Here is a 20,011-nt window from a genome sequence, read left to right as displayed (position 1 = left end):
GCGGGAACAGATTAGGTCATGCTTGTGTTGTGTATTCTATGAGCAACTCTGAGCCGGAGGCAGTGGCCAAGCCGGCAGCAGCCCGCGAAGCGGAGGAACGTACCCGGGACCGCGTCCTGGGTGCAGTGCTGGAACACGGCCCCGTGAGCGCCGCGGAACTCGGCGAACGGCTGGGCTTCACGCCTGCTGCTGTGCGCCGGCATCTTGATGCCCTCTCCGCCAAGGGGCTGATCGAGGTCAAGCGGGTCAGCACCCCGTCGTCGGGCGCCGGCCGTCCGGCTCGCCGTTACGTGCTGAGCCCGCAGGGCCAGGCATATCTTGGCAATGACTACCTGGACATCGCCACCGAGGCCCTGCGCCAGCTGGGGCTGGCTGCCGGGCCCGGGGCCATCGAGAAGTTCGCCGCTGACCGCTTCGCCCGGATGGAAGAGCGCTACCGGCCGGTGGTTGAAGCAGCCGGACCCGCGATCGCCGACAAGGCGCAGGCCCTGGCGGCGGAACTGACGAAGGACGGCTTTGTCGGATCGACCACCATGATCGGCACGGCAAAGCAGCCCAGCACGCTGCTCAGCGTGCAGCTGTGCCAGGGGCACTGCCCGATTCAGGGACTTGCCACCGCCTACACGGTCTTCTGCGACAAGGAAACCGAAGTTTTCGCCCGCCTGCTGGACGTCGATGTCCGGCGGCTGTCAACACTCTCCCGCGGGGGTCACGTTTGTACGACCCACATCCCCGTGGGTCGAACCGGGTCTGTGACGCGCCTACCCGTGCGCGCCGCAACCAACCAGTCCACATCCATTCATCAGCAAGAAAGGCCGTGATGACGGATCAAGTAACCCAGAAGTCAACGGCGCCCTCATCGGTGCCGGAGTCTGTGATTTCAGACATCCTGGAAAAGAACCCCGAACTTGAGGGCATTGGAACCTACGAGTACGGATGGGCAGACTCCGACGTCGCGGGTTCAAACGCGCGCCGCGGACTCAGCGAGGAAGTCGTCCGGGACATCTCGGCGAAAAAGAGCGAGCCCCAGTGGATGCTGGACCTTCGACTCAAGGGCCTGAAGTACTTCTCCCGCAAGCCCATGCCGACCTGGGGCGCAGACCTCTCCGGCATCGACTTCGACAACATCAAGTACTTTGTGCGCTCCACCGAGAAGCAGGCCAACACCTGGGAAGACCTCCCCGAGGACATCCGCAACACGTACGAGAAGCTCGGCATCCCCGAAGCTGAGCGCGGCCGCCTGGTTTCCGGCGTCGCAGCGCAGTACGAGTCCGAGGTTGTCTACCACCAGCTCCGCGAGGACCTGGAACGCCAGGGCGTCATCTTCCTGGACACCGACACCGCGCTGAAGGAACACCCGGAAATGTTCCAGGAGTACTTCGGCACCGTCATCCCGGTGGGTGACAACAAGTTCGGCTCGCTGAACACCGCTGTCTGGTCCGGCGGCTCCTTCGTCTACGTCCCCAAGGGCGTTCACGTGGAGATCCCGCTGCAGGCCTACTTCCGCATCAACACGGAAAACATGGGGCAGTTCGAGCGCACGCTGATCATCGCCGACGAGGACTCCTACGTCCACTACATCGAAGGCTGCACGGCGCCGATCTACACCTCGGACTCGCTGCACTCCGCCGTCGTGGAAATCATCGTGAAGAAGGGCGCCCGCGTCCGCTACACGACCATCCAGAACTGGTCCAACAACGTGTACAACCTGGTCACCAAGCGGGCCATTGCACACGAGGGCGCCACCATGGAGTGGATCGACGGCAACATCGGTTCCAAGGTCACCATGAAGTACCCGGCGGTCTACCTGGTTGGCGAGCACGCCAAGGGTGAAACGCTGTCCATCGCCTTTGCCGGCGAGGGCCAGCACCAGGACACCGGATCCAAGATGGTCCACATCGCCCCCAACACCAAGAGCTCCATCATCTCCAAGTCCGTGGCCCGCGGCGGCGGCCGTGCCGCTTACCGCGGCCTGGTCCAGGTCCGCGAAGGTGCCAAGCACTCGGCCAACACCGTGCGCTGCGACGCCCTGCTGGTGGACACCATCTCCCGCTCGGACACGTACCCGTACGTGGACATCCGCGAAGATGACGTCACCATGGGCCACGAGGCAACGGTGTCGCGCGTCAGCGAAGAACAGCTGTTCTACCTCATGTCCCGCGGCCTGCCCGAGGACGAGGCCATGGCCATGATCGTGCGCGGCTTCATCGAGCCGATCGCCCGTGAGCTGCCGATGGAATACGCCCTTGAACTCAACCGCCTCATCGAACTCCAGATGGAAGGAGCCGTCGGTTAATGTCGAAGCTTAACGACGTCGTCGAAACCGTGACCGAACAGGTCAGCAAAACCGTAGAGGGCGTCAAAGCCAGGATCGGTGCCCCCTCCGGGGACAACCGCGTCCGGATTGACGGTTTCACCGAAGAGGGCGAGAACCTCTCTCCGCTGAACGAATCCTCCGCGATCCTCGGCGGCGACAGCAGCAAGTCCCACAGCCACGGCGCAGGGGCAGGCATTCCGGACAGCTCACGCGCCGGACGCCTGACCTCCTATAACCGCGGCGACTTCGGCAAACTGACCGGACGTGAAGAAGACTGGCGGTTCACCCCGCTGAAGCGCCTGCGCGGCCTGCACACCGCTGAACTCACCGGCACCGCGCCCGAGGTGGCCGTTGTGGCCCCCGACGGCGTGATCGTGGAGAACATCGCCCGCACCGATGCCCGCATCGGTTCCGCAGGCATCCCCGAAGACCTGGTGGCAGCTGCCGCCTGGGAAGCCTTCACCGAGGCCACCGCAGTCACCATCCCGGCCGAAACCGTGGTGGACGGCAGCGTCACGCTGACCATGACCGGCGCCGGCAAGGATCCCGCGGCCCAGCACATCGTCATCACCGCGGAGAAGTTCTCCAAGGCAGTGGTGGTCCTGGACCACAAGGGATCGGCCACGCTTTCGCAGAACGTTGAGATCGTCGTCGGCGACGGCGCTGAACTCACCGTTGTCTCCGTTCAGGACTGGGATGACGACGGCGTTCACGCCTCCGCCCAGTACGCGAAGATCGGCCGCGACGCCAAGTTCAAGCACGTGGTCATCAGCCTCGGCGGCGACCTGGTGCGCATCACGCCGTCGTCGAAGTTCACGGCGGTTGGCGGTGACGTCCAGATGTTCGGCCTCTACTACGCCGACGCCGGACAGCACCTGGAGCAGCGCCTGTTCGTTGACCACGCGGTCCCGAACTGCAAGTCCCGCGTCATGTACAAGGGAGCCCTGCAGGGCCGCGACGCGCACACCGTCTGGGTAGGCGACGTCCTGATCCGCAAGGAAGCTGAAGGAACCGACACGTACGAGGTCAACCGCAACCTGCTGCTGACCGACGGCGGCCGTGCCGACTCCGTGCCGAACCTGGAAATCGAGACCGGACTGATCGAGGGTGCCGGCCACGCCAGCGCCACCGGCCGGTTCGACGACGAGCACCTGTTCTACCTGATGGCCCGCGGCATCCCCGAGGATGTTGCCCGCCGCCTGGTGGTCCGCGGATTCCTCAACGAGATCATCCAGCAGATCAAGGTTCCGGCCCTGGAAGAGCGCCTCACGGAGGCCGTCGAGCGCGAGCTCGCCACCGTCGAGAGCTAGCAGGCGTTTCCCGGGAGCCGCACGGCTCCCGGGAAACGCGGCTGCACCCCCCACACTTTTTGAAGCTTAAATACGCACCAGAGCGTGCAAAGGAGAAAGCGTAACTCGTATGTCTACTCTTGAGATCAAGGATCTTCACGTCAGCATTGAGACCGATCAGGGTGTTCGCAAGCAGATCCTGAAGGGCGTCAGCCTGACCATCAACACCGGTGAGACGCACGCCATCATGGGCCCGAACGGTTCCGGCAAGTCCACCCTGGCCTCCACCATTGCCGGCCACCCGCGCTACCTCGTCGACAGCGGCTCGATCACCCTGGACGGCGCCGACGTCCTGGACATGAGCGTTGATGAGCGCGCCCGCGCCGGCCTGTTCCTGGCCATGCAGTACCCGGTTGAGGTCCCCGGCGTGACGATGACCAACTTCCTGCGCACCGCCAAGACCGCACTCGACGGCGAAGCGCCGTCCCTGCGCCACTGGACCAAGGACGTCAAGGCAGCCATGTCCCAGCTGCGCATCGACGCCGACTTCGCGTCGCGCAACGTCAACGAAGGCTTCTCCGGCGGCGAGAAGAAGCGCGTGGAGATCCTCCAGCTTGAGCTCTTCCGCCCGAAGTTCGCCATCCTCGACGAGACCGACTCCGGCCTCGACGTTGACGCGCTGAAGGTTGTTTCCGAGGGCGTGAACCGCGAGCACAGCAAGGGCGAGATGGGCACGCTGCTCATCACCCACTACACGCGGATCCTGCGCTACATCAAGCCGGACTTCGTCCATGTGTTCGTTGACGGCCGGATCGCCGAGCAGGGCGGCCCCGAGCTGGCCGACCGCCTCGAAGAAGAAGGCTACGACCGCTTCACCGGCGCCAACGCGACAGCGGCCACCGCTACCGCCAACGCCCTGAAGGCCTAGGCTTAACCCCTGTCCGCAACAACTGCCAAGGAGCAGATGATGAGTGAGTCGAATCTGGCCCAGACGTCCCTGGAGGACGTTGAAGAGGCCCTGAAGGACGTCATCGACCCCGAGCTGGGCGTGAACGTTGTTGACCTTGGTCTGCTCTACGGGCTGCGGTATGCCGACGACGGCGCACTGCTGATCGACATGACGCTGACCACTGCGGCCTGCCCGCTGACCGACGTGCTCGAAGAGCAGGTCGGCCAGGCGCTGGACGGCGTCGTGGATGACTGGCGGCTGAGCTGGGTCTGGATGCCGCCGTGGGGTCCGGAGAAGATCACTGACGACGGCCGCGACCAGATGCGCGCGCTCGGCTTCAACATCTAGTACCGCTGCACCTGTGGTTCTGCAGAAGGGCCGCTTCCCCGACACGGGGAGGCGGCCCTTCTTCGCGTGTGCGGCTGCTCCGCTTGGCCTGGCTGCTACCGTATGCGCCATGGGGAAAACAGAGCATTTTCATGACCAGTATCTTGCTGCTTGGAACGAGGCCATGGCGTCCGGGGACAGCGGACCCATCGAGGCTTTCCTGTCGCCGGACTACCACGGCTGGCTGGGCCAGGACGCGGCCGCTGCCGAAGCGTTCGACGGCGCGGCGGCGCGGAAGGGCTTTCGGGACGCCGTTTCCGGCCTGCAGGGCAGCACGGTTCACACCGACTTCCGAACGGTGGCCCCGCGCGGCCGGGACGAAGCCGTGGTCTTTCACGAAATGACCTACCGGACCGGCGGGGACATCACCGCACGGGCGCTGCTGATGGAATCCTGGCGGCTCGAAGCCGGTTCCTGGCTGCTCTGCCGGGACTTCACCGAAGTCAACGTCGGAACGCCGGAATAGCTCCCGCCGCCGCGGCTGCGGCTAAGCTCCCGGAGTGTCCAGGTCCGCGGCGCTGAACGTGTCGCACGCGCCGATTCCGCCGTCGTTGTTGTAGCCCTGCATGAACCAGGCCTGGCGCTGGTCCCCGGAGCCGTGCGTCCAGCTCTCGGGGTTGACCTGGCCGGTGGCCATCGACTGGATGCGGTCATCACCGATGGCCGAAGCGGCCGACAGGGCGTCCTGGACATCCGTGGTCGTCAGTTCCGCGAGGAACGGTTCGGAGCTTCCCGGAGCCGGAACGGAGGCGGCAGCTCCGGCCCACAGTCCGGCGTAGCAGTCGGCCTGCAGCTCCGTGCGGACCGCGGCGGAGTCCGCTCCCTGCGGATCCCGGGCGGAGGCGCCGAGGACACCGGTCAGGTTCTGGATGTGGTGGCCGAATTCATGGGCCACCACATATTCCTGGGCCAGCGGCCCGCCGGAGGCGCCGTACTGCGCCACCAGCTCGTCAAAGAACGCGGTGTCGTAATAGGTCTGCTCGTCGGCAGGGCAGTAGAAGGGTCCGACGGCGGAGGTGGCCGAGCCGCAGCCGGTGGAGGTTTGGCCGCTGAACAGGGTGACGCCGGGCTCGGTGTAGGTGAGTCCCTCGGCTGCCAGCGCCGGCCCCCAGTAGCTGTCGAGGCTTTCGGCGGTGCCAACGATCCGGCAGTCCAGGCGCTCGTTCGCGTCCGCGCCGTCGAGGCACTCGGTGATGCTCGGTGAGCTGCCGGATCCGGTTGCGGCGTCGGCCCCGTCGGTGAGGCCGAGGCTGTCCACGACATCCGATCCGAAGACCAGGGACAGGATCAGGATCAGGCCGCCGCCGAGTCCTCCGCCCAGGGCGATCCCTTTGCCTTTGCCCCGGTGATCGCGAACCCGGGAGGAATCCAGCCGTGCATTTTCGTTAAAACTCATGCCCGCAATTATCCCCGACGATCAGCGTGCTTCCGTTCCGCCTTCACCTGCGGGTCGGGCGGTTCCCCGATGCCGCGGGCGGCCAGGGCATCGCCGGTCTGCTGCGCGTAGGCCACCGCCTTGATCACCACCGGAACGGTCAGCGCCCGCGGATTGCGCTCCAGTCCGCGCGCCATGGCCGACTGCCGGACATCCTGCGCCGACCCCAGCAGGAACGGGATGCTGCGCATCATTAGGGCGAGCGTGAGGCCAAACCGTTCCGGATCCGCGCCGAGGACGCGGAAGGGCCGGGCCAGGGCGACCAGCCCGTCCAGCAGTTGCTGCGGGGGAGTGGTCAGGGTCAGCAGGCGGGCCGCAGCCACGCACGCCGCAATGTTGCCGACCACCAGCACGGCTGCGGCCGGCCCGTTCGTCCAGGCCTGAAAGCCGCCCAGGAGCAGCAGCACCGGCCACATCAGCTTCAGCGGGCGCCACGACTCGCGGAGCATCCGGGCCGCGGCATAGGCACCGGCCAGGATCAGCAGGGCTGCGCCCAGCAGCGGCAGCGAACCGGCAACGAGCACCGTTACCGAGAGCACGACGACGGCGGCCGCCTTCACCCCCAGCGGGGCGCGGTGCACCGGGGTGCGTCCCGGCCGGTAGGAGCCGAGCAGATGGTTTGAGCTCTTTATCGAAGGCCTCACTGCACGCCCAGTGCCAGCGTGCGGTAGGCGTCGAGCGCCTGTTCCGGGGCGGCGTCGAACACGATCCGCCCGCCGTCGACCACCAGCACGCGCCGGGCGTCGGCAGCGAAGTCCAGGTCATGGGTGGTGTAGATGATCTGCTGGGGCAATTCCGCGAAGATCCGCCGCAGCCGGGCCGTGTTGCGCAGATCCAGCAGGGTGCTGGGCTCGTCAGCCACCAGAATGGCGGGATCAACGGCCAGCACCGAGGTCAGGGCCATCAGCTGCCGTTCACCGCCGGAGAGGTCGTAGATGCTGCGGTCCGCCAGCTCCAGCAGTCCCATGGCCTCCAGCCGGGCTTCGGCCGCTGCGCGCCGTTCCTCCCGCCGGCGGACGGCCGAGCGCAGGGACAGTTCGACGTCGTCGCGCCCGGTCGGCATCACCAGCTGGGACAGCGGATCAGTGAAGACGAAGCCGACCCGGCGCCGGACCCGGCTGCCGTGCTTCGCCGTGTCCAGGCCCTGAACCGTCACCGAGCCGGTGTCGGGCAGCAGCAGGCCGTTGAGCAGCTTCAGCAGCGTGGACTTTCCTGACCCGTTGGCGCCGATCACCGCTATCCGGTCTTCGGTCAGGTCGAGGTTCAGCGGGTGCAGGATCGGGGCGGCCGGGTTTCGGGTGGAAGCGGAGTCCGGGGCCGGCAGCACCGACACGCCGCGCAGCTGGATGCCGAGCATCAGCGGGGTTTCGCTGCCAGGCGCGGAAAGGCCGTCAGGACGCTCACGCCGACGGCGGCCGCCAGCAGGTTCTTAAGCACGTCCCCGGGCCAGAAGGCCATGTCGGCGGCCAGGGCTGCGGGGAACTCCAGCTTCGCGTTGAGCATCATTCCGGCGATGCCAAGGGGATGGACCACGAGGAAGCTGGTGCCCATCGCCGCGGCAAACAGGAGCGGAAACCGGGCCCGGCGGGTGCGGCGCAGGACCAGGCGTGCCAGCAGTCCCAAAAGGAAGGCGGCGGGCAGGAACGCCAGCAGGTATCCGGCCGACGGCCCGGCCAGCACGCCAAGGCCGCCGCGGAAGCCGCTGAAGACGGGCAGCCCGGCCAGGCCGGCCAGCAGGAACAGGCCCACGGCCGCGGCGCCGCGGGCGGGGCCCAGGATGATGCCGGCGAGCATGACGGCCAGTGTCTGCAGCGTGATCGGAACACCGGAGCCCAGGGGCACTCCCGGAAGCACCGAAAACGCTGCCGTGAGGGCCGCGAAGACCGCGATCAGGGACAGGTCGCCCGGGGTCCACCGCCGGCGCTGCCGGAGGATCCGGCCGGAAGGTACCGCCGGGGGAGCGGGGGGAAGCGTCATCTGGCCTCACTTCGTCGAAGTTCTACAAGGGGTGACACGTCTCACCCGGGGCTGAGCGGCCGCGCTCCCCGCCGTCAGGACGGGGATGCGGGGCGGCGCTGCTGTCGACACTAGCCGGGGATGGCCGTAATTCCTTTGGAGCTTTTCTACAAATCGGCTATCAACGGTAGACTTGAGACGCTGCCATCGCAGTTCAAGCACTATCCCCAACCCCCTCGAAAGGTCCACTGAGTGATTGCCGTATCTAATCTCGAGCTTCGTGCCGGCGCACGTTTGCTCATGGAAGCGGTTTCATTCCGTGTTGACAAAGGCGACAAAATTGGGTTGGTAGGCCGCAACGGAGCGGGCAAAACCACTCTTACCAAGGTTCTGGCCGGCGAGGCGCTGCCCGCCAACGGACACGTGAAGCGCGTTGGCGAAATCGGCTATCTGCCGCAGGACCCGCGCACGCCGGACATGGAGCAGCTGGGCAAGGACCGCATTCTCTCGGCCCGCGGCCTGGACGTCGTCACGGCGCAGCTCAAGAAGTGCCAGGACGAAATGGCCAGCGAAGACGAAAAGGTCTCCCGCAAGGCCATGAACCGCTATGACCGGCTCGAGGCCGACTTCCTGGCCGCCGGCGGATATGCCGCCGAATCCGAAGCCGCCACCATCTGCGCCAACCTGGCCCTTCCGGACCGGCTGCTGAATCAGCCGCTGAGCACCCTTTCCGGTGGCCAGCGCCGCCGTGTGGAACTGGCGCGGATCCTGTACTCGGACGCCGAAACCATGCTGCTCGATGAGCCCACCAACCACCTTGACGCCGACTCCATTGCCTGGCTGCGCGAGTTCCTGAAGAACCACACCGGCGGCCTGATCGTGATCAGCCACGATACTGCGCTGCTTGAAGCCACCGTGAACAAGGTCTTCAGCCTGGACGCCAACCGCGCCACGATCGACATCTACAACATGGACTGGAAGCGCTACAAGCTGCAGCGCGAGACCGACGAGCGTGCCCGCAAGCGCGAGCGTGCCAACACCGAGAAGAAGGCAGGCATCCTGCTGGCCCAGGCCAACAAGATGAAGGCCCGTGCTTCCGGCGCCTCGGCCGCGCAGAGCATGCTCAAGCGCGTTGACCGCCTCATGGGCGGCCTGGACGCCGTTCGCGCCACCGACCGGGTCGCAGCCCTGCGCTTCCCGGATCCGGCACCCTGCGGCAAGACTCCGATGATGGCCGAAGGCCTCAGCAAGAGCTACGGTTCGCTGGAAATCTTCACCGACGTTGACCTGGCCATCGACCGCGGTTCCAAGGTGGTCATCCTGGGCCTGAACGGTGCCGGCAAGACCACGCTGCTGCGCATGCTGGCCGGCGTCGACACCCCGGACACCGGCAAGGTCATCCCCGGCTTCGGCCTGAAGGTCGGCTACTACGCCCAGGAGCACGAAACCCTGGACACCGAGCGGACGGTGCTGGAGAACATGCGTTCCTCGGCTCCGGACATGGACGACGCCGAGGTCCGCAGCGTCCTGGGTTCGTTCATGTTCAGCGGTGACGACGTCGAGAAGAAGGCCGGCGTCCTCTCCGGCGGTGAGAAGACCCGCCTGGCCCTGGCGACCATCGTGGCCTCCTCGGCTAACGTCCTGCTCCTCGATGAGCCCACCAACAACCTGGACCCGGCCTCCCGCGCGGAGATCCTGGGCGCCCTGAGCAACTACTCCGGGGCAGTGGTGATGGTCAGCCACGATGAGGGAGCCGTTGCGGCGCTCAACCCCGAGCGCGTAGTGCTGCTGCCGGACGGCGACGAGGACCACTGGAACGATTCCTACCTGGACCTGGTCACGCTGGCCTAAGGCTCACACCAGCAACGCCCCGGGATCTGCCCGGGTACCGCGGCGGCCGGACTCACGTTCCGGCCGCCGTTGGCGTGTCCGGGCGCCCTTGGCATGCCTGGTTCCCTTGTGCGCGGAGTGTGTGGACTTGACCCTGTCGCCGGACCCGCGCTGCCCCCATCCTGCTTGCCCCGCCGCCGGCGCCCCCATCCGGCCCCGCCTGCCCGCATCCTGCCCGGCCGCCGCCCTGGTTCCCACTGTTTGTTTCCTCCTGTGGCTTCCGGAACCCCATGAGCCACTCCCGCCCCAGAGAGTGGGAGCACGTGCGCCCAGTGCAGGCCCATCGAGGTCGATCCGCCCTTGGGGAGGGAATGGGCTGGGGAAGCGCCGCCTCCGGGAGGGGATGGGTCCGGGAGCGGACGGGTCCTGGAGGGAACAGGGCCGGCAGCCAGGAATGGGGGAGGGGCAGCGGAGATCGGCGCCGCACCCATGCGGAGAGCCGGCCTTCCAGGCTGTAACAATCGGCGGCAAGCATTTTGGCGGCTGGTAATCGTCGACTGCTAATCGTCGACAATCGGGTTCGCCAGAACCGCACTCCCCTCCATCTCTTCATTTCGTATAAATTTTTATCCAACAATATAAAGAATTTCGGATATGTCCGCTAGGATGGGTGGCATGCACAGTGCCACGAACCCGTACTCACCCGGCGCAGGCCGCACACCTTACGAGCTGGCCGGCAGAACAGCCTTGATGAATGATTTTGACCTGCTGATTTCGCGGGCGGCATCCGGTCGAACCGACCGGGGGATAGTGCTGCACGGGCTGCACGGCGTGGGCAAGACCGTCCTGCTCAATGATTTCCGGCGCCGCGCCGAGGAAGCCGGCTTCCTGGTGGTGTCGCTGGAGGGGAGGGACGCCGAGGGCGGACCGAAGGCCATCCGCGCCAAACTGGCGCGGAGCCTGCTGCAGGCCGGACGCAAGGCCAACTCCCGCGGAGGAAGCAAGGCCCTGGCCGACGCGCTCGGAACCATCACATCGTTTGCCGACGGACTCCAGGTCAGCGGCATCGATGTGGGTGTCGGTTCCCGGCACGGGCGTGGTGACTCCGGAGCGTTTGCCGTTGACCTGGAGGAGACTGTGGAGGATATCTCCCGGGCCCTGGCCGAACAGAACGGTGCGCTGATTATTGTGGTGGACGAAATGCAGAATCTGGATCCGGTTCTGCTCTCGGCACTGCTGGGCGTCCAGCATCAGGCCGGGCAGCGGGACTGGCCGTTTTATCTCGTCGCTGCCGGATTACCAAACCTTCCGTCGGTCCTGAACCAGTCGCAGCGCTATGCCGAGGGTCTGTTTACCTACCGCACTGTTGGCGCGCTGGACCGGGAGGACGCCGGCACCGCACTGACTGCTCCGGCGAAGGAGCAGTCGGTTACCTATGATCCGGAGGCCCTGGACCTTCTGCTGAACGCCGCCGGGGGATATCCCTACTTCCTGCAGGAGTATGGGTCCGCCGCGTGGGAATCCGCGCCGCATCCGGTGATCACCGCCGCTGACGCCCGGGTGGCCGTTGAAATAGGCCGGGCCCAGCTGGACCAGGGCTTTTTTCCCATGCGCTGGCGGCGCGCCACCAAGGCGGAAAGGGACTTCCTCCGGCTCATGGCGGTTGACGGCGCCGCGGGCTCGGGGACGGCAACCCTGGCAGCCCGGGCCGGCAAGAAAATGACGTCAATGACCATGACGCGCGGTTCCCTGATCCGCAAGGGGATCATTTACGCACCTTCCCTGGGCCAGGTGGCCTTCACGGTGCCGGGCATGGCCGAGTACGTGCGGCGGGTCACCGGCTAAGCACCGGGAACAGTTGCTACCCGTCCCGCGGCACCCGGCCAAGTGCTACCGTGTGGCCATGACCCGGCCCGCAGATGGCTCCGAGACCCCGTGGCCCGCCGGCCCGGTGCTCTCTCCGCCCGCCCTGGTCACGCAGTCCTGGTCCGATGCCGTTTTTCTGCACTGGCGCATAACGGCGGCGGAGGCGGCGCCGCATATGCCGTCCCTGGTCGAACCGGATGTCTTCCACGGTTCAAGCTGGGTGGGACTGATCGGGTTCCGGCTGCACGGAACAAGACTCGGAGGTGCGCTGCCCCTCCCGTGGCTGGGCAGCTTTACCGAAGTCAATGTTCGCCTGTATACCCGCGGGGCCGACGGAACCAGAGGAGTCCTCTTCCTGTCCCTCGACGCGTCCCGCCTGCTGGCCGTACTGACTGCCCGTGCCGCCGGTGTTCCGTACGTCTGGTCCCGCTGCCGGCAGCAGGCCCCCGGCGGACCGGACCGCGACACCTGCGGGTACGCCGTCGAACGGTACGGCAACGGTGCAAGCTCATCCTTCGCAGTGCGTCCGGAGCTCAGCAGGCAGGCCGATGACCCCCTGTCCCTGGAGCTCACCGCACGCTTCGGCGCCCACGCCACACTCGCCGGCCGGACGATCTTCGTTCCCAACACGCACCGGCCGTGGCCCCTGCACCCGGCCGCGCTGGCGGAGTGCGACGACGAACTGCTGGCCTCCGCCGGCCTGCCGGTTGCGGGTCCGCCCGATTCCGTGCTGTTTTCATCCGGTGTCCGGACCGTTTTCGGCCGGCCGCGGACAGTTCGGAAAGGAGAGGCGCGGTAGCTGTCCCGGGGCGGACCGCGGGAGCACGCACCGCCTGCTTTTGTGTCCAGCTGCTGTCTCGGTACGCTTGGGAATTTGGGTGATGCTCAGCCCATTCCCCTGTTCGGAAGGATGCGCCGCCATTTCCCCCTCAGTTTCCGTACCTGCCCGTCGCCGTGCGGCAGTGGCCGCCCTGTCTTTTGGTCTGGTCCTCAGCGGCTGCACCGGCACACCCGAAACCGACGGCAGTGCCGGGACGACCCCGGACGTGCCGTCCGTCAGCCTGTCTCAGGACCGCGACGTGACCGGTGTCTTTGACGGGGGAGCGGGAAAAGCCTCCCTGGCCGCAACTGCTGCGTTCTTCGCGTCCAGCCCTGCCGCGGTGGTGCTGGCCGCGCCGGAAACCGGCGGGCAGATTCCGGCCTCATCGGACCCGGCCCCGTCGGATCCGGCCGGCACGGATCACACCGGAGCGGCTGCCGCGGCGGCTGCCGGGCTGGGCATTCCGCTGCTCGTGGCCGAACCGGGCAGCGAACAGCAGGTCGCCGCCGAGCTCGATCGGCTCGGCGCCGCCTCGGTGATCCTCTACGGCACGCCGGCGGACGGGTGGTCGCAGACGGTGGGGGAGCGGACCCAGGTATCCGGCCCCGCCACCGCCGCCGGCTTCGCCTCCGTGCTCGGCCTTGAAGCGGAAGCCGCCGGGAAAGAGGGGCTGGTGGCGCAGGTCGCCGCAATGGCACCGGGCGAGCGGCTGACGGTCCCCGGGCTGGAGGTTCCTGCCCCGGAGCCCTCGGAACGTGACCCCTCGGAAAGTGCGGATCCGTCACCAAGTGGCGCCCCGCCCCAGGGCCCGGCCCCGTCCGAGAATGCCCGGCGGGACCTGGCCGGGGAGGACCTGCCCGCCTTCGAAGCGGCGCCGGAACCCGCCAACGCCGTCGTCCTGGCGACCGAAGATCCGGCGGCTGCCGCAGCGGTGGCCACTGCGCGGGCGGCCGGTGCCGAAGTGCACATGGTGGCCACTGCCGACCCCCGGGCCGACAGCGGCGTCATCGCCCTGCTGCGCACCCACCGTGATGCGGGGATCTATGCCGCGGGAGACGGCTTCGGCGGAGCGGAGAACTTTGCGGCCCAGACCGCCGTCGCCTTGGATGCACCCGAGCTCCCCGGCGGCGGGCAGACGGTGTTTCCCGGACGGCGGATGGTGGCGCTGTACGGACATCCCAGCGGGGGAAGCCTGGGCGTGCTGGGGGAGCAGGGCCTGGATGCCACGATCCAGCTGGCCAAGGACACCGCGGCCCGGTACCAGCCCTACAGCGAGGAGCCGGTGGTTCCCGCCCTGGAGATCATTACCACTGTCGCCAGCTCGGAGGCCGGCGACGACGGCAACTTCTCCACCGAAACTCCGGCGGAGGAACTGCGTCCGTGGGTGGAGGCTGCCCGGGAAGCGGGCGTCTACGTGGTGCTGGATCTGCAGCCGGGGCTAAGCACATTCCTGGACCAGGCCGTGCGGTATGAGGAGCTGCTCAAGCTTCCGAACGTCGGGCTGGCACTGGATGCGGAATGGCGCATCACGCCGGGGCAGCGGCACCTGGAGCAGATCGGCTCGGTGGACGCCGCTGAGGTGAACGAGGTCTCGGCGTGGCTGGCCGATCTGACCCGCACCAATGTCCTGCCGCAGAAGGTCTTCATGCTCCACCAGTTCAGCGTGTCGATGATCCGGGACCGCGGATCGCTCGATGTCAGCCGGCCGGAGCTGGCCGTAAGCCTGCACGCCGACGGGCACGGAACCGTCGGCGAGAAACTGGAAACCTGGAACGTCCTGCGCGACGGGCTGCAGCCGCAGATCTGGCCGGGCTGGAAGAACTTCCACGACGAGGACACCCCCATGCTGACACCGGAGCAGACCTTCACCCAGGTCAGCCCCAAGCCCTGGTTCGTCTCCTACCAGTAGCCAACCCTCCGAGCGGGCAGGGGAGCGGGGCCTAGAAGCCCTGCGCCTTCAGCAGGGCGTCTTCCTCGTCCTCCTGGGTACTGCCGCGCTGCTTCCGCGGGCGGCGGCGGGAAGCCGGCCCCGGGTGCGCGGCGTACGTTTCGTCGTCGTCCTCTTCGTAATCGTCCTCGTCGCCGTAGCGCAGGTTCATCGCTTCCTGGTACGCCGCGTAGCCCAGGCCGATGAAGAGCATCACGGCAAAGGCGAACCACTGCATGGCGTAGGACAGGTGCGGGCCCTCGTCCACGGAGGGCTTCGGCGCAGCTTCGGGAACGACGGCGGGAGCGGGGTCCTCGCTGGCCATGAGGCCGTAGGCGCCCTGTTCCAGCTCGTATCCGACCTCGTCCTGGTACTTGGCCAAGTCAATGGAGGCCAGCTGCCCCTCCGGTGCTCCGCGCTGCAGGGCGGGCTCGGGGGGCTTGACGCGCGCGACGACGGTGACCTCGCCCGCGGGCGGCGCTGGAACGGTGTCGGGCCGGCCGGCCTCGTCGTTGCCAATGGGGAGCCAGCCGCGGTTGATCACGACGGCGGTCCCGTCGGTGAGCTTCAGCGGCACCACCACCTCGTAGCCGGCACGCCCGCTCAGCGGACGGTTCCGGACGATGCGCTGGTTGTCGGCGTCGTACACGCCGGTCATTTCCACCGGCATCCATTCGTTGGCCGGATCATAGGTTTCGAACAGGCCGGCGGCGTCGGCAAAGGCGGCCGGCGCGGCGTCGTAGTTGTTGACCACATTGCCGATGTCTTCGCGGATCGCGTCCCGGCGGTCCATCTGCCACAGGCCCAGGGTGGTGCAGACGGCCGAAAGCAGGCAGACCAGGGCAAACCAGCCCAGCCAGCGGCTGGAGAAAAGGAACCGGTACATTTACGCACTCCCGCTGTCGGGGTCCGCCGGAGTCGGCGCTCCGGTGAGCGGAAGCGTTTCCTTCCAGAGATCGCGCGTCTGCAGGTACTCTTCCAGCCAGCCGCGGTGTTCGCCGCACGCCAGCCACGTCTTCCGACGCTCCGGGGTGTGAATCCGCGGGTTGTTCCACAGGAGCCGCCACGCGGCCGGCTGCCGGCAGCCCTTGCGGGAGCAGACCGCCGGAGCGCCGGCCTCCGGGTCCGACGGCTCGGATCCGGTGTGGGGAGCGGCGCCGGTGGTGCGGGCCAGTTGGTCAAGAAGGTTCATGCTGAAGGTGGTGCCTTATCTTCGTGGTGGCTGTCGGCTTGGTCCCCGTCAGCGGGGTCGTCCTCAACGATCTCGCCGTGCAGCAGTGTGGTCTCCGGGGAGTCGCGGTGCTCCTCCGGGCGCGGCGCCTCAATGGCCGGCGGCGGAAGCGAGTCGATCATGGAATCCGACGCCGTCATGTTGCGGGTGTCGCTGCCGGCGTTGGCAATGATCACGGCGAAATACGGAAGCACGACGGCGGCCGCGATGACAACCCAGAGCAGCCAGCCGTGCACAACAAACATCAGGCCCAAGCACACAATGCGGATGCCCATGGACACCGAATACTTGATCATGCGTGCATGCATCTCATCGGTGTGCGCCGTGCGGGCGTCAGTGATCCGGGGGACCGAAACGCCGCGGCTGGATTCCTTGTTCATCACTCTCCCAAACAGATTCATCCATTGTCGCACTGGATCCCGTGATGTTGAAGTTGGTTCCGGCCGGGCTAGGATCAAGTTCATCCAACCCCACACTCCCAGCGGAGGAAATCTGTGCACAACAACACCCAGCCGTCCACCGGCCGCAGCGTCCTGGTCACCGGCGGCAACCGCGGCATCGGACTGGCCATCGCCCAGGCGTTCCTTGCCAACGGCGACCAGGTAGCCATTACCTACCGCAGCGGGGACGTGCCCGAGGGCCTCCTCGGCGTCAAGGCCGACGTCACCGACATGGCGTCGGTGGATGCCGCGTTCACCGAAGTGGAGGCAGCCCACGGCCCCGTGGAGGTCCTGGTGGCCAACGCGGGTATCACCCGCGACACCCTGCTGCTGCGGATGAGCGAAGACGACTTCACCGACGTCGTGGACACCAACCTCACCGGCGCCTTCCGTGTCATCAAGCGGGCCTCGAAGGGCATGATCAAGCTGCGCCGCGGACGGGTTGTCCTGATCTCCTCGGTGGTGGGCCTGTACGGCTCGCCCGGCCAGATCAACTACGCGGCCTCCAAGGCGGGACTGGTCGGCATTGCCCGCTCCCTGACGCGGGAACTCGGCTCGCGGAACATCACCGCCAACGTGGTGGCGCCGGGCTTCATCAACACCGACATGACCCGGGCCCTGCCGGAGGACACGCAGAAGAATTACCTGTCCTCCATTCCCGCCAAGCGGTTCGCCGAGCCGGAGGAAGTGGCCGGCGTGGTGCGCTGGATCGCCAGCCCTGAAGCCGCCTACATTTCCGGTGCCGTCATCCCCGTTGACGGCGGACTGGGAATGGGCCACTAGCGCTCCCGCCCACCGCGCCGGCCGGCACTGTCCGCACCGGTCCTGCCAACGTCCCCGGGGGAATTCCTTGGAGGTTTCCACCACTGTGGAGAACCCCGGGGGCTGGCAGGATGGAATCTGTTGCTTAAAACTTTGGATACTTTCCACAATCTTCACGAAGGAGCACCCATGGGCCTGCTGGACGGCAAAGCCGCCATCGTTACCGGATCCTCACGCGGCATCGGAGCGGAGGTGGCCAAGTTCCTGGCCGCCGAGGGCGCCGGCGTGGTGGTCAACTACCGGCAGAAGGCACCGCGGGCCAACAAGGTGGTCACCGGCATCGAGAACGACGGCGGCCGTGCCGTTGCCGTCGGCGCCGACCTGACGTCGCCCGAGGGCCCGGCGGCGCTGGTTGCTGCCGCCACGGAGAATTTCGGCGGGGTGGATGTCCTGGTGCTGAACGCATCCGGCGGCATGGAGAGCGGCGTCGAAGAAGACTACGCACTGAAGCTCAACCGCGATGCGCAGGTCAACATGCTCACCGCGGCACTGGAGGTCATGCCGGCCGGATCGCGCGTGGTCTTCGTCACCAGCCACCAGGCACATTTCATCAACACGGTGCCCACCATGCCCGAATACGAGCCGGTGGCGCGCAGCAAGCGGGCCGGCGAGGACGCCCTGCGCGACATGCTCCCGCAGCTCGAGGCCAAGGGCATCACGCTGGTGGTGGTGTCCGGGGACATGATCGAAGGAACCGTCACTGCAACGCTCCTGGACCGCGCCAACCCCGGAGCGATCGAAGCGCGCCGCGTGGAGGCCGGCCGGCTGTACTCGGTGCAGGAGTTCGGCGCCGAGGTGGCCCGCATGGCCACCGCCGACGTTTCCTCCGGCCACACCGAATACGTGGGCGGCGCCGACTACCTCGGGGTTGCCGGGTAGTTCTGAACGGCTGGTCCTGACGGCTCTGTCCGGAGCCGAACGAAGTGCTGCACCACGTCCAGGTTGGGCAGGTTCAGCACGGCATCAGCGGCGGCCTGCACTGCCGGCTTGGCGTTGAACGCCACGCCCAGCGCGGCCGCCGCCAGCATGTCCAGATCATTGGCGCCGTCGCCCACCGCAATGGTGTGCCGCTCGTTTATGCCCAGGCCCGCCGCCCACGTCCGCAGGGACCGGGCCTTCTCGGCGCGGTCCACCACCGGTCCGTCGACGGTTCCGGTCAGGACACCGTCGGAAATGCCCAGCAGGTTGGCCTTGGCGTGGGTGAGCTGCAGGCGCTCGGCCAGCGGCGCGAGCACCTGGCTGAAACCGCCCGACACCACCGCCACCGCGTGGCCGGCGGCCAGGAACTCCTTGACCAGCGCCTCCGCTCCGTCGGAGAGCTCGATCCGGGCGCCGACCTCGTTTATGACCGACGCCGGCAGTCCGGCCAGCGCGGAAACGCGCTGGTGCAGGCTCTGCGTGAAGTCCAGTTCACCGCGCATGGCGGCTTCGGTCACCGCCGCGACTTCCGCCTCACGTCCGGCGTGGGCGGCCAGCAGTTCAATGACCTCCTGCTTGATCAGGGTGGAGTCCACGTCCATGATCAGCAGTTTCCGTGCCGGTTCCAGCAGTGAGGACGGCACGACGGCGCTCTGCGCGCCTGCCGCTGCAGTGCCCAGGGCGGCCGCCGCTGCGGTGACGGCCAGCCGCAGCAGCTCGATGCCGCCGTCGTATGCCACCAGCAGCTTGGTGACGACGTACCCGTCGCCGGAGGCGTTCTCCAGCTCCAGGATGCGTCCGCCGACGGTGCCCACCGCCTGCTGGACGGCGGACAGGTAGGCGTCGCCCAGTTCCCGGCCGTAGCTGACGACGCTGTACTGAGCAGCGGCACCGGATACAGGAACGGCACTGGACTGCGGAGAATTCTGGGTGGGCATTGGGCATCCGTTTCTTCGGGCGGGGCTGGAACTGCGGGGCTGCCGGCATCACGTTTAGCCATCGGCCCTTTCTTTAGCCTAATGTCTAGTGCTATGAGTGATGTTCTTGAATTTGCTGCCGTAAGTGTCGTTCGCGGCGGCAAGACCCTGTTGGACGCAGTTAACTGGCAGGTCAAGGAGGGGGAGCGCTGGGTCATCATGGGGCCCAACGGCGCCGGAAAGACCACGCTGCTGCAGATCGCCGGCGGACGCATGCACCCCACCCGCGGAGTCGCCGGAATCCTTGAGGAAGTCCTCGGAACGGTCGACGTGTTTGAACTGCGCCCGCGGATCGGCCTGGCCTCAGCGGCACTGGCAAACCAGATCCCCGAGCATGAAACCGTGCTCAACGTGGTGCTGACCGCGTCCTACGGCATGACCGGACGCTGGCGCGAAAAGTACGAAAAGCTCGACGAACGCCGCGCTTTCCACCTGCTCCACGACTGGGGCATGTCCACCTTCATCAACCGCAGCTTTGCGTCCCTGAGCGAGGGTGAGCGCAAGCGCGTCCAGATTGCCCGGGCCCTGATGACCGACCCGGAGCTGCTGCTCCTGGACGAGCCGGCGGCCGGCCTGGACCTGGCGGGCCGCGAGGACCTGGTGGCACGCCTGGCGGACCTGGCCCGCGACGAGGAAGCACCCGCGATGGTCCTGGTCACCCACCATCTTGAAGAGGTGCCTCCGGGCTTCACCCACGCGCTGCTGCTGCGCGACGGCGGCGTCGTGGCCTCCGGTCCGATCGACGGCGTCTTCACCGAAGAGAACCTCAGCGCCGCCTTCGACCTGCCGCTGGACGTGCATCACGACGGCGGCCGGTGGTCCGCCACCGCCCGCCGCTGACGCTGCC

At 67.2% G+C, this 20,011-nt stretch carries 21 protein-coding genes; 13 read left to right on the top strand and 8 right to left on the bottom strand.

The features are described from left to right. Nucleotides 1-38 precede the first annotated feature (38 nt). The 6 genes from QNO08_RS09615 to QNO08_RS09590 all read left to right on the top strand — a co-directional run bounded on the left by QNO08_RS09615 (nucleotide 39) and on the right by QNO08_RS09590 (nucleotide 5,408). Nucleotides 39-821 (top strand): helix-turn-helix transcriptional regulator, encoded by a 783-nt coding sequence (locus tag QNO08_RS09615; protein ID WP_229965732.1) that lies wholly within the window; start codon nucleotides 39-41, stop codon nucleotides 819-821. Next, complete coding sequence (sufB, locus tag QNO08_RS09610) at nucleotides 821-2,296, top strand: Fe-S cluster assembly protein SufB (RefSeq protein WP_229965733.1); 1,476 nt, start codon at nucleotides 821-823, stop codon at nucleotides 2,294-2,296. The genes QNO08_RS09615 and sufB overlap by 1 nt, the downstream gene beginning before the upstream one ends. Continuing rightward, a complete protein-coding gene (sufD, locus tag QNO08_RS09605; RefSeq protein ID WP_229965734.1) occupies nucleotides 2,296-3,627 on the top strand; it encodes a Fe-S cluster assembly protein SufD in 1,332 nt (443 codons plus the stop codon). The genes sufB and sufD overlap by 1 nt, the downstream gene beginning before the upstream one ends. A gap of 109 nt (nucleotides 3,628-3,736) precedes the next feature. Then, nucleotides 3,737-4,534, top strand: coding sequence for a Fe-S cluster assembly ATPase SufC (gene sufC, locus QNO08_RS09600; RefSeq protein ID WP_229965735.1), 798 nt, complete (start codon nucleotides 3,737-3,739; stop codon nucleotides 4,532-4,534). 39 nt (nucleotides 4,535-4,573) lie between these two features. Further along, the gene (locus tag QNO08_RS09595) at nucleotides 4,574-4,903 is read left to right on the top strand and encodes a metal-sulfur cluster assembly factor (protein ID WP_229965736.1); all 330 of its coding nucleotides are present in this window, start codon (nucleotides 4,574-4,576) and stop codon (nucleotides 4,901-4,903) included. Between the two features lie 109 nt (nucleotides 4,904-5,012). Beyond that, a complete protein-coding gene (locus QNO08_RS09590; protein ID WP_229965737.1) occupies nucleotides 5,013-5,408 on the top strand; it encodes a DUF4440 domain-containing protein in 396 nt (131 codons plus the stop codon). A 21-nt stretch (nucleotides 5,409-5,429) separates the two neighbouring features. Here the strand turns inward: QNO08_RS09590 and ypfJ are convergent, their stop codons facing one another. The 4 genes from ypfJ to QNO08_RS09570 are packed head-to-tail and all read right to left on the bottom strand — an operon-like array spanning nucleotide 5,430 to nucleotide 8,354. Then, a complete protein-coding gene (gene ypfJ, locus QNO08_RS09585) occupies nucleotides 5,430-6,338 on the bottom strand; it encodes a KPN_02809 family neutral zinc metallopeptidase (RefSeq protein WP_229965738.1) in 909 nt (302 codons plus the stop codon). A gap of 8 nt (nucleotides 6,339-6,346) precedes the next feature. Then, nucleotides 6,347-7,021, bottom strand: a complete 675-nt coding sequence (locus tag QNO08_RS09580) for an energy-coupling factor transporter transmembrane component T (protein WP_229965739.1) — start codon at nucleotides 7,019-7,021, stop codon at nucleotides 6,347-6,349. Continuing rightward, nucleotides 7,018-7,734, bottom strand: coding sequence for an energy-coupling factor ABC transporter ATP-binding protein (locus tag QNO08_RS09575; protein WP_229965740.1), 717 nt, complete (start codon nucleotides 7,732-7,734; stop codon nucleotides 7,018-7,020). The genes QNO08_RS09580 and QNO08_RS09575 overlap by 4 nt, the downstream gene beginning before the upstream one ends. After that, nucleotides 7,734-8,354 carry a biotin transporter BioY gene (locus QNO08_RS09570; RefSeq protein ID WP_229965741.1) on the bottom strand — a complete coding sequence of 207 codons (621 nt, stop codon included), beginning with the start codon at nucleotides 8,352-8,354 and terminating at the stop codon, nucleotides 7,734-7,736. The genes QNO08_RS09575 and QNO08_RS09570 overlap by 1 nt, the downstream gene beginning before the upstream one ends. Before the next feature lie 231 nt (nucleotides 8,355-8,585). Here QNO08_RS09570 and QNO08_RS09565 point away from each other — a divergent pair, with 231 nt between their 5' ends. The 4 genes from QNO08_RS09565 to QNO08_RS09550 all read left to right on the top strand — a co-directional run bounded on the left by QNO08_RS09565 (nucleotide 8,586) and on the right by QNO08_RS09550 (nucleotide 14,758). After that, nucleotides 8,586-10,184: an ABC-F family ATP-binding cassette domain-containing protein gene (locus QNO08_RS09565; RefSeq protein WP_229965742.1), complete on the top strand. Its 1,599-nt coding sequence runs from the start codon at nucleotides 8,586-8,588 to the stop codon at nucleotides 10,182-10,184. Nucleotides 10,185-10,817: 633 nt separating this feature from the next. Next, entirely contained in the window at nucleotides 10,818-12,008 is a 1,191-nt protein-coding gene (locus QNO08_RS09560; protein WP_349643458.1) for an ATP-binding protein, read from the top strand. Nucleotides 12,009-12,066: 58 nt separating this feature from the next. Next, entirely contained in the window at nucleotides 12,067-12,828 is a 762-nt protein-coding gene (locus tag QNO08_RS09555; RefSeq protein WP_229965744.1) for a YqjF family protein, read from the top strand. Nucleotides 12,829-12,991: 163 nt separating this feature from the next. Beyond that, nucleotides 12,992-14,758, top strand: coding sequence for a hypothetical protein (locus QNO08_RS09550; protein ID WP_229965745.1), 1,767 nt, complete (start codon nucleotides 12,992-12,994; stop codon nucleotides 14,756-14,758). 31 nt (nucleotides 14,759-14,789) lie between these two features. Here QNO08_RS09550 and QNO08_RS09545 read toward each other — a convergent pair whose 3' ends face one another. The 3 genes from QNO08_RS09545 to QNO08_RS09535 are packed head-to-tail and all read right to left on the bottom strand — an operon-like array spanning nucleotide 14,790 to nucleotide 16,387. Continuing rightward, nucleotides 14,790-15,662 (bottom strand): SURF1 family cytochrome oxidase biogenesis protein, encoded by an 873-nt coding sequence (locus tag QNO08_RS09545; RefSeq protein ID WP_229965746.1) that lies wholly within the window; start codon nucleotides 15,660-15,662, stop codon nucleotides 14,790-14,792. Further along, a complete protein-coding gene (locus tag QNO08_RS09540) occupies nucleotides 15,663-15,968 on the bottom strand; it encodes a hypothetical protein (RefSeq protein WP_229965747.1) in 306 nt (101 codons plus the stop codon). Beyond that, nucleotides 15,965-16,387 carry a DUF3099 domain-containing protein gene (locus QNO08_RS09535; RefSeq protein WP_229965748.1) on the bottom strand — a complete coding sequence of 141 codons (423 nt, stop codon included), beginning with the start codon at nucleotides 16,385-16,387 and terminating at the stop codon, nucleotides 15,965-15,967. The genes QNO08_RS09540 and QNO08_RS09535 overlap by 4 nt, the downstream gene beginning before the upstream one ends. Nucleotides 16,388-16,501: 114 nt before the next feature. Here QNO08_RS09535 and QNO08_RS09530 point away from each other — a divergent pair, with 114 nt between their 5' ends. Together QNO08_RS09530 and QNO08_RS09525 are read left to right on the top strand one after the other, a co-directional pair. Further along, nucleotides 16,502-17,230, top strand: coding sequence for a beta-ketoacyl-ACP reductase (locus QNO08_RS09530; RefSeq protein WP_229965749.1), 729 nt, complete (start codon nucleotides 16,502-16,504; stop codon nucleotides 17,228-17,230). A 168-nt stretch (nucleotides 17,231-17,398) separates the two neighbouring features. Beyond that, nucleotides 17,399-18,148, top strand: coding sequence for an SDR family oxidoreductase (locus QNO08_RS09525; protein WP_229965750.1), 750 nt, complete (start codon nucleotides 17,399-17,401; stop codon nucleotides 18,146-18,148). Here QNO08_RS09525 and serB read toward each other — a convergent pair. After that, complete coding sequence (serB, locus tag QNO08_RS09520; protein ID WP_229965751.1) at nucleotides 18,127-19,125, bottom strand: phosphoserine phosphatase SerB; 999 nt, start codon at nucleotides 19,123-19,125, stop codon at nucleotides 18,127-18,129. The two genes, QNO08_RS09525 and serB, sit on opposite strands and share 22 nt — an antisense overlap. A 93-nt stretch (nucleotides 19,126-19,218) precedes the next feature. Between serB and QNO08_RS09515 the strand changes: the two genes are divergently transcribed. Then, nucleotides 19,219-20,004, top strand: coding sequence for an ABC transporter ATP-binding protein (locus tag QNO08_RS09515; protein ID WP_229965752.1), 786 nt, complete (start codon nucleotides 19,219-19,221; stop codon nucleotides 20,002-20,004). The last annotated feature ends 7 nt before the right edge of the window (nucleotides 20,005-20,011 follow it).

Source organism: Arthrobacter sp. zg-Y820 (assembly GCF_030142155.1).
Taxonomy (GTDB): Bacteria; Actinomycetota; Actinomycetes; order Actinomycetales; family Micrococcaceae; genus Arthrobacter_B.
Note: the sequence above shows the minus strand (reverse complement) of the source record. Positions and strands in the feature narration are given on the sequence as shown.

Coding starts and splice junctions, on each gene's coding strand:
- QNO08_RS09615 (WP_229965732.1), top strand. CDS start 39: ATGAGCAACTCTGAGCCGGAGGCAGTGGCCAAGCCGGCAGCAGCCCGC.
- sufB (WP_229965733.1), top strand. CDS start 821: ATGACGGATCAAGTAACCCAGAAGTCAACGGCGCCCTCATCGGTGCCG.
- sufD (WP_229965734.1), top strand. CDS start 2,296: ATGTCGAAGCTTAACGACGTCGTCGAAACCGTGACCGAACAGGTCAGC.
- sufC (WP_229965735.1), top strand. CDS start 3,737: ATGTCTACTCTTGAGATCAAGGATCTTCACGTCAGCATTGAGACCGAT.
- QNO08_RS09595 (WP_229965736.1), top strand. CDS start 4,574: ATGAGTGAGTCGAATCTGGCCCAGACGTCCCTGGAGGACGTTGAAGAG.
- QNO08_RS09590 (WP_229965737.1), top strand. CDS start 5,013: ATGGGGAAAACAGAGCATTTTCATGACCAGTATCTTGCTGCTTGGAAC.
- ypfJ (WP_229965738.1), bottom strand. CDS start 6,338: ATGAGTTTTAACGAAAATGCACGGCTGGATTCCTCCCGGGTTCGCGAT.
- QNO08_RS09575 (WP_229965740.1), bottom strand. CDS start 7,734: ATGCTCGGCATCCAGCTGCGCGGCGTGTCGGTGCTGCCGGCCCCGGAC.
- QNO08_RS09570 (WP_229965741.1), bottom strand. CDS start 8,354: ATGACGCTTCCCCCCGCTCCCCCGGCGGTACCTTCCGGCCGGATCCTC.
- QNO08_RS09560 (WP_349643458.1), top strand. CDS start 10,818: ATGTCCGCTAGGATGGGTGGCATGCACAGTGCCACGAACCCGTACTCA.
- QNO08_RS09555 (WP_229965744.1), top strand. CDS start 12,067: ATGACCCGGCCCGCAGATGGCTCCGAGACCCCGTGGCCCGCCGGCCCG.
- QNO08_RS09545 (WP_229965746.1), bottom strand. CDS start 15,662: ATGTACCGGTTCCTTTTCTCCAGCCGCTGGCTGGGCTGGTTTGCCCTG.
- QNO08_RS09540 (WP_229965747.1), bottom strand. CDS start 15,968: ATGAACCTTCTTGACCAACTGGCCCGCACCACCGGCGCCGCTCCCCAC.
- QNO08_RS09535 (WP_229965748.1), bottom strand. CDS start 16,387: ATGAACAAGGAATCCAGCCGCGGCGTTTCGGTCCCCCGGATCACTGAC.
- QNO08_RS09525 (WP_229965750.1), top strand. CDS start 17,399: ATGGGCCTGCTGGACGGCAAAGCCGCCATCGTTACCGGATCCTCACGC.
- serB (WP_229965751.1), bottom strand. CDS start 19,125: ATGCCCACCCAGAATTCTCCGCAGTCCAGTGCCGTTCCTGTATCCGGT.
- QNO08_RS09515 (WP_229965752.1), top strand. CDS start 19,219: ATGAGTGATGTTCTTGAATTTGCTGCCGTAAGTGTCGTTCGCGGCGGC.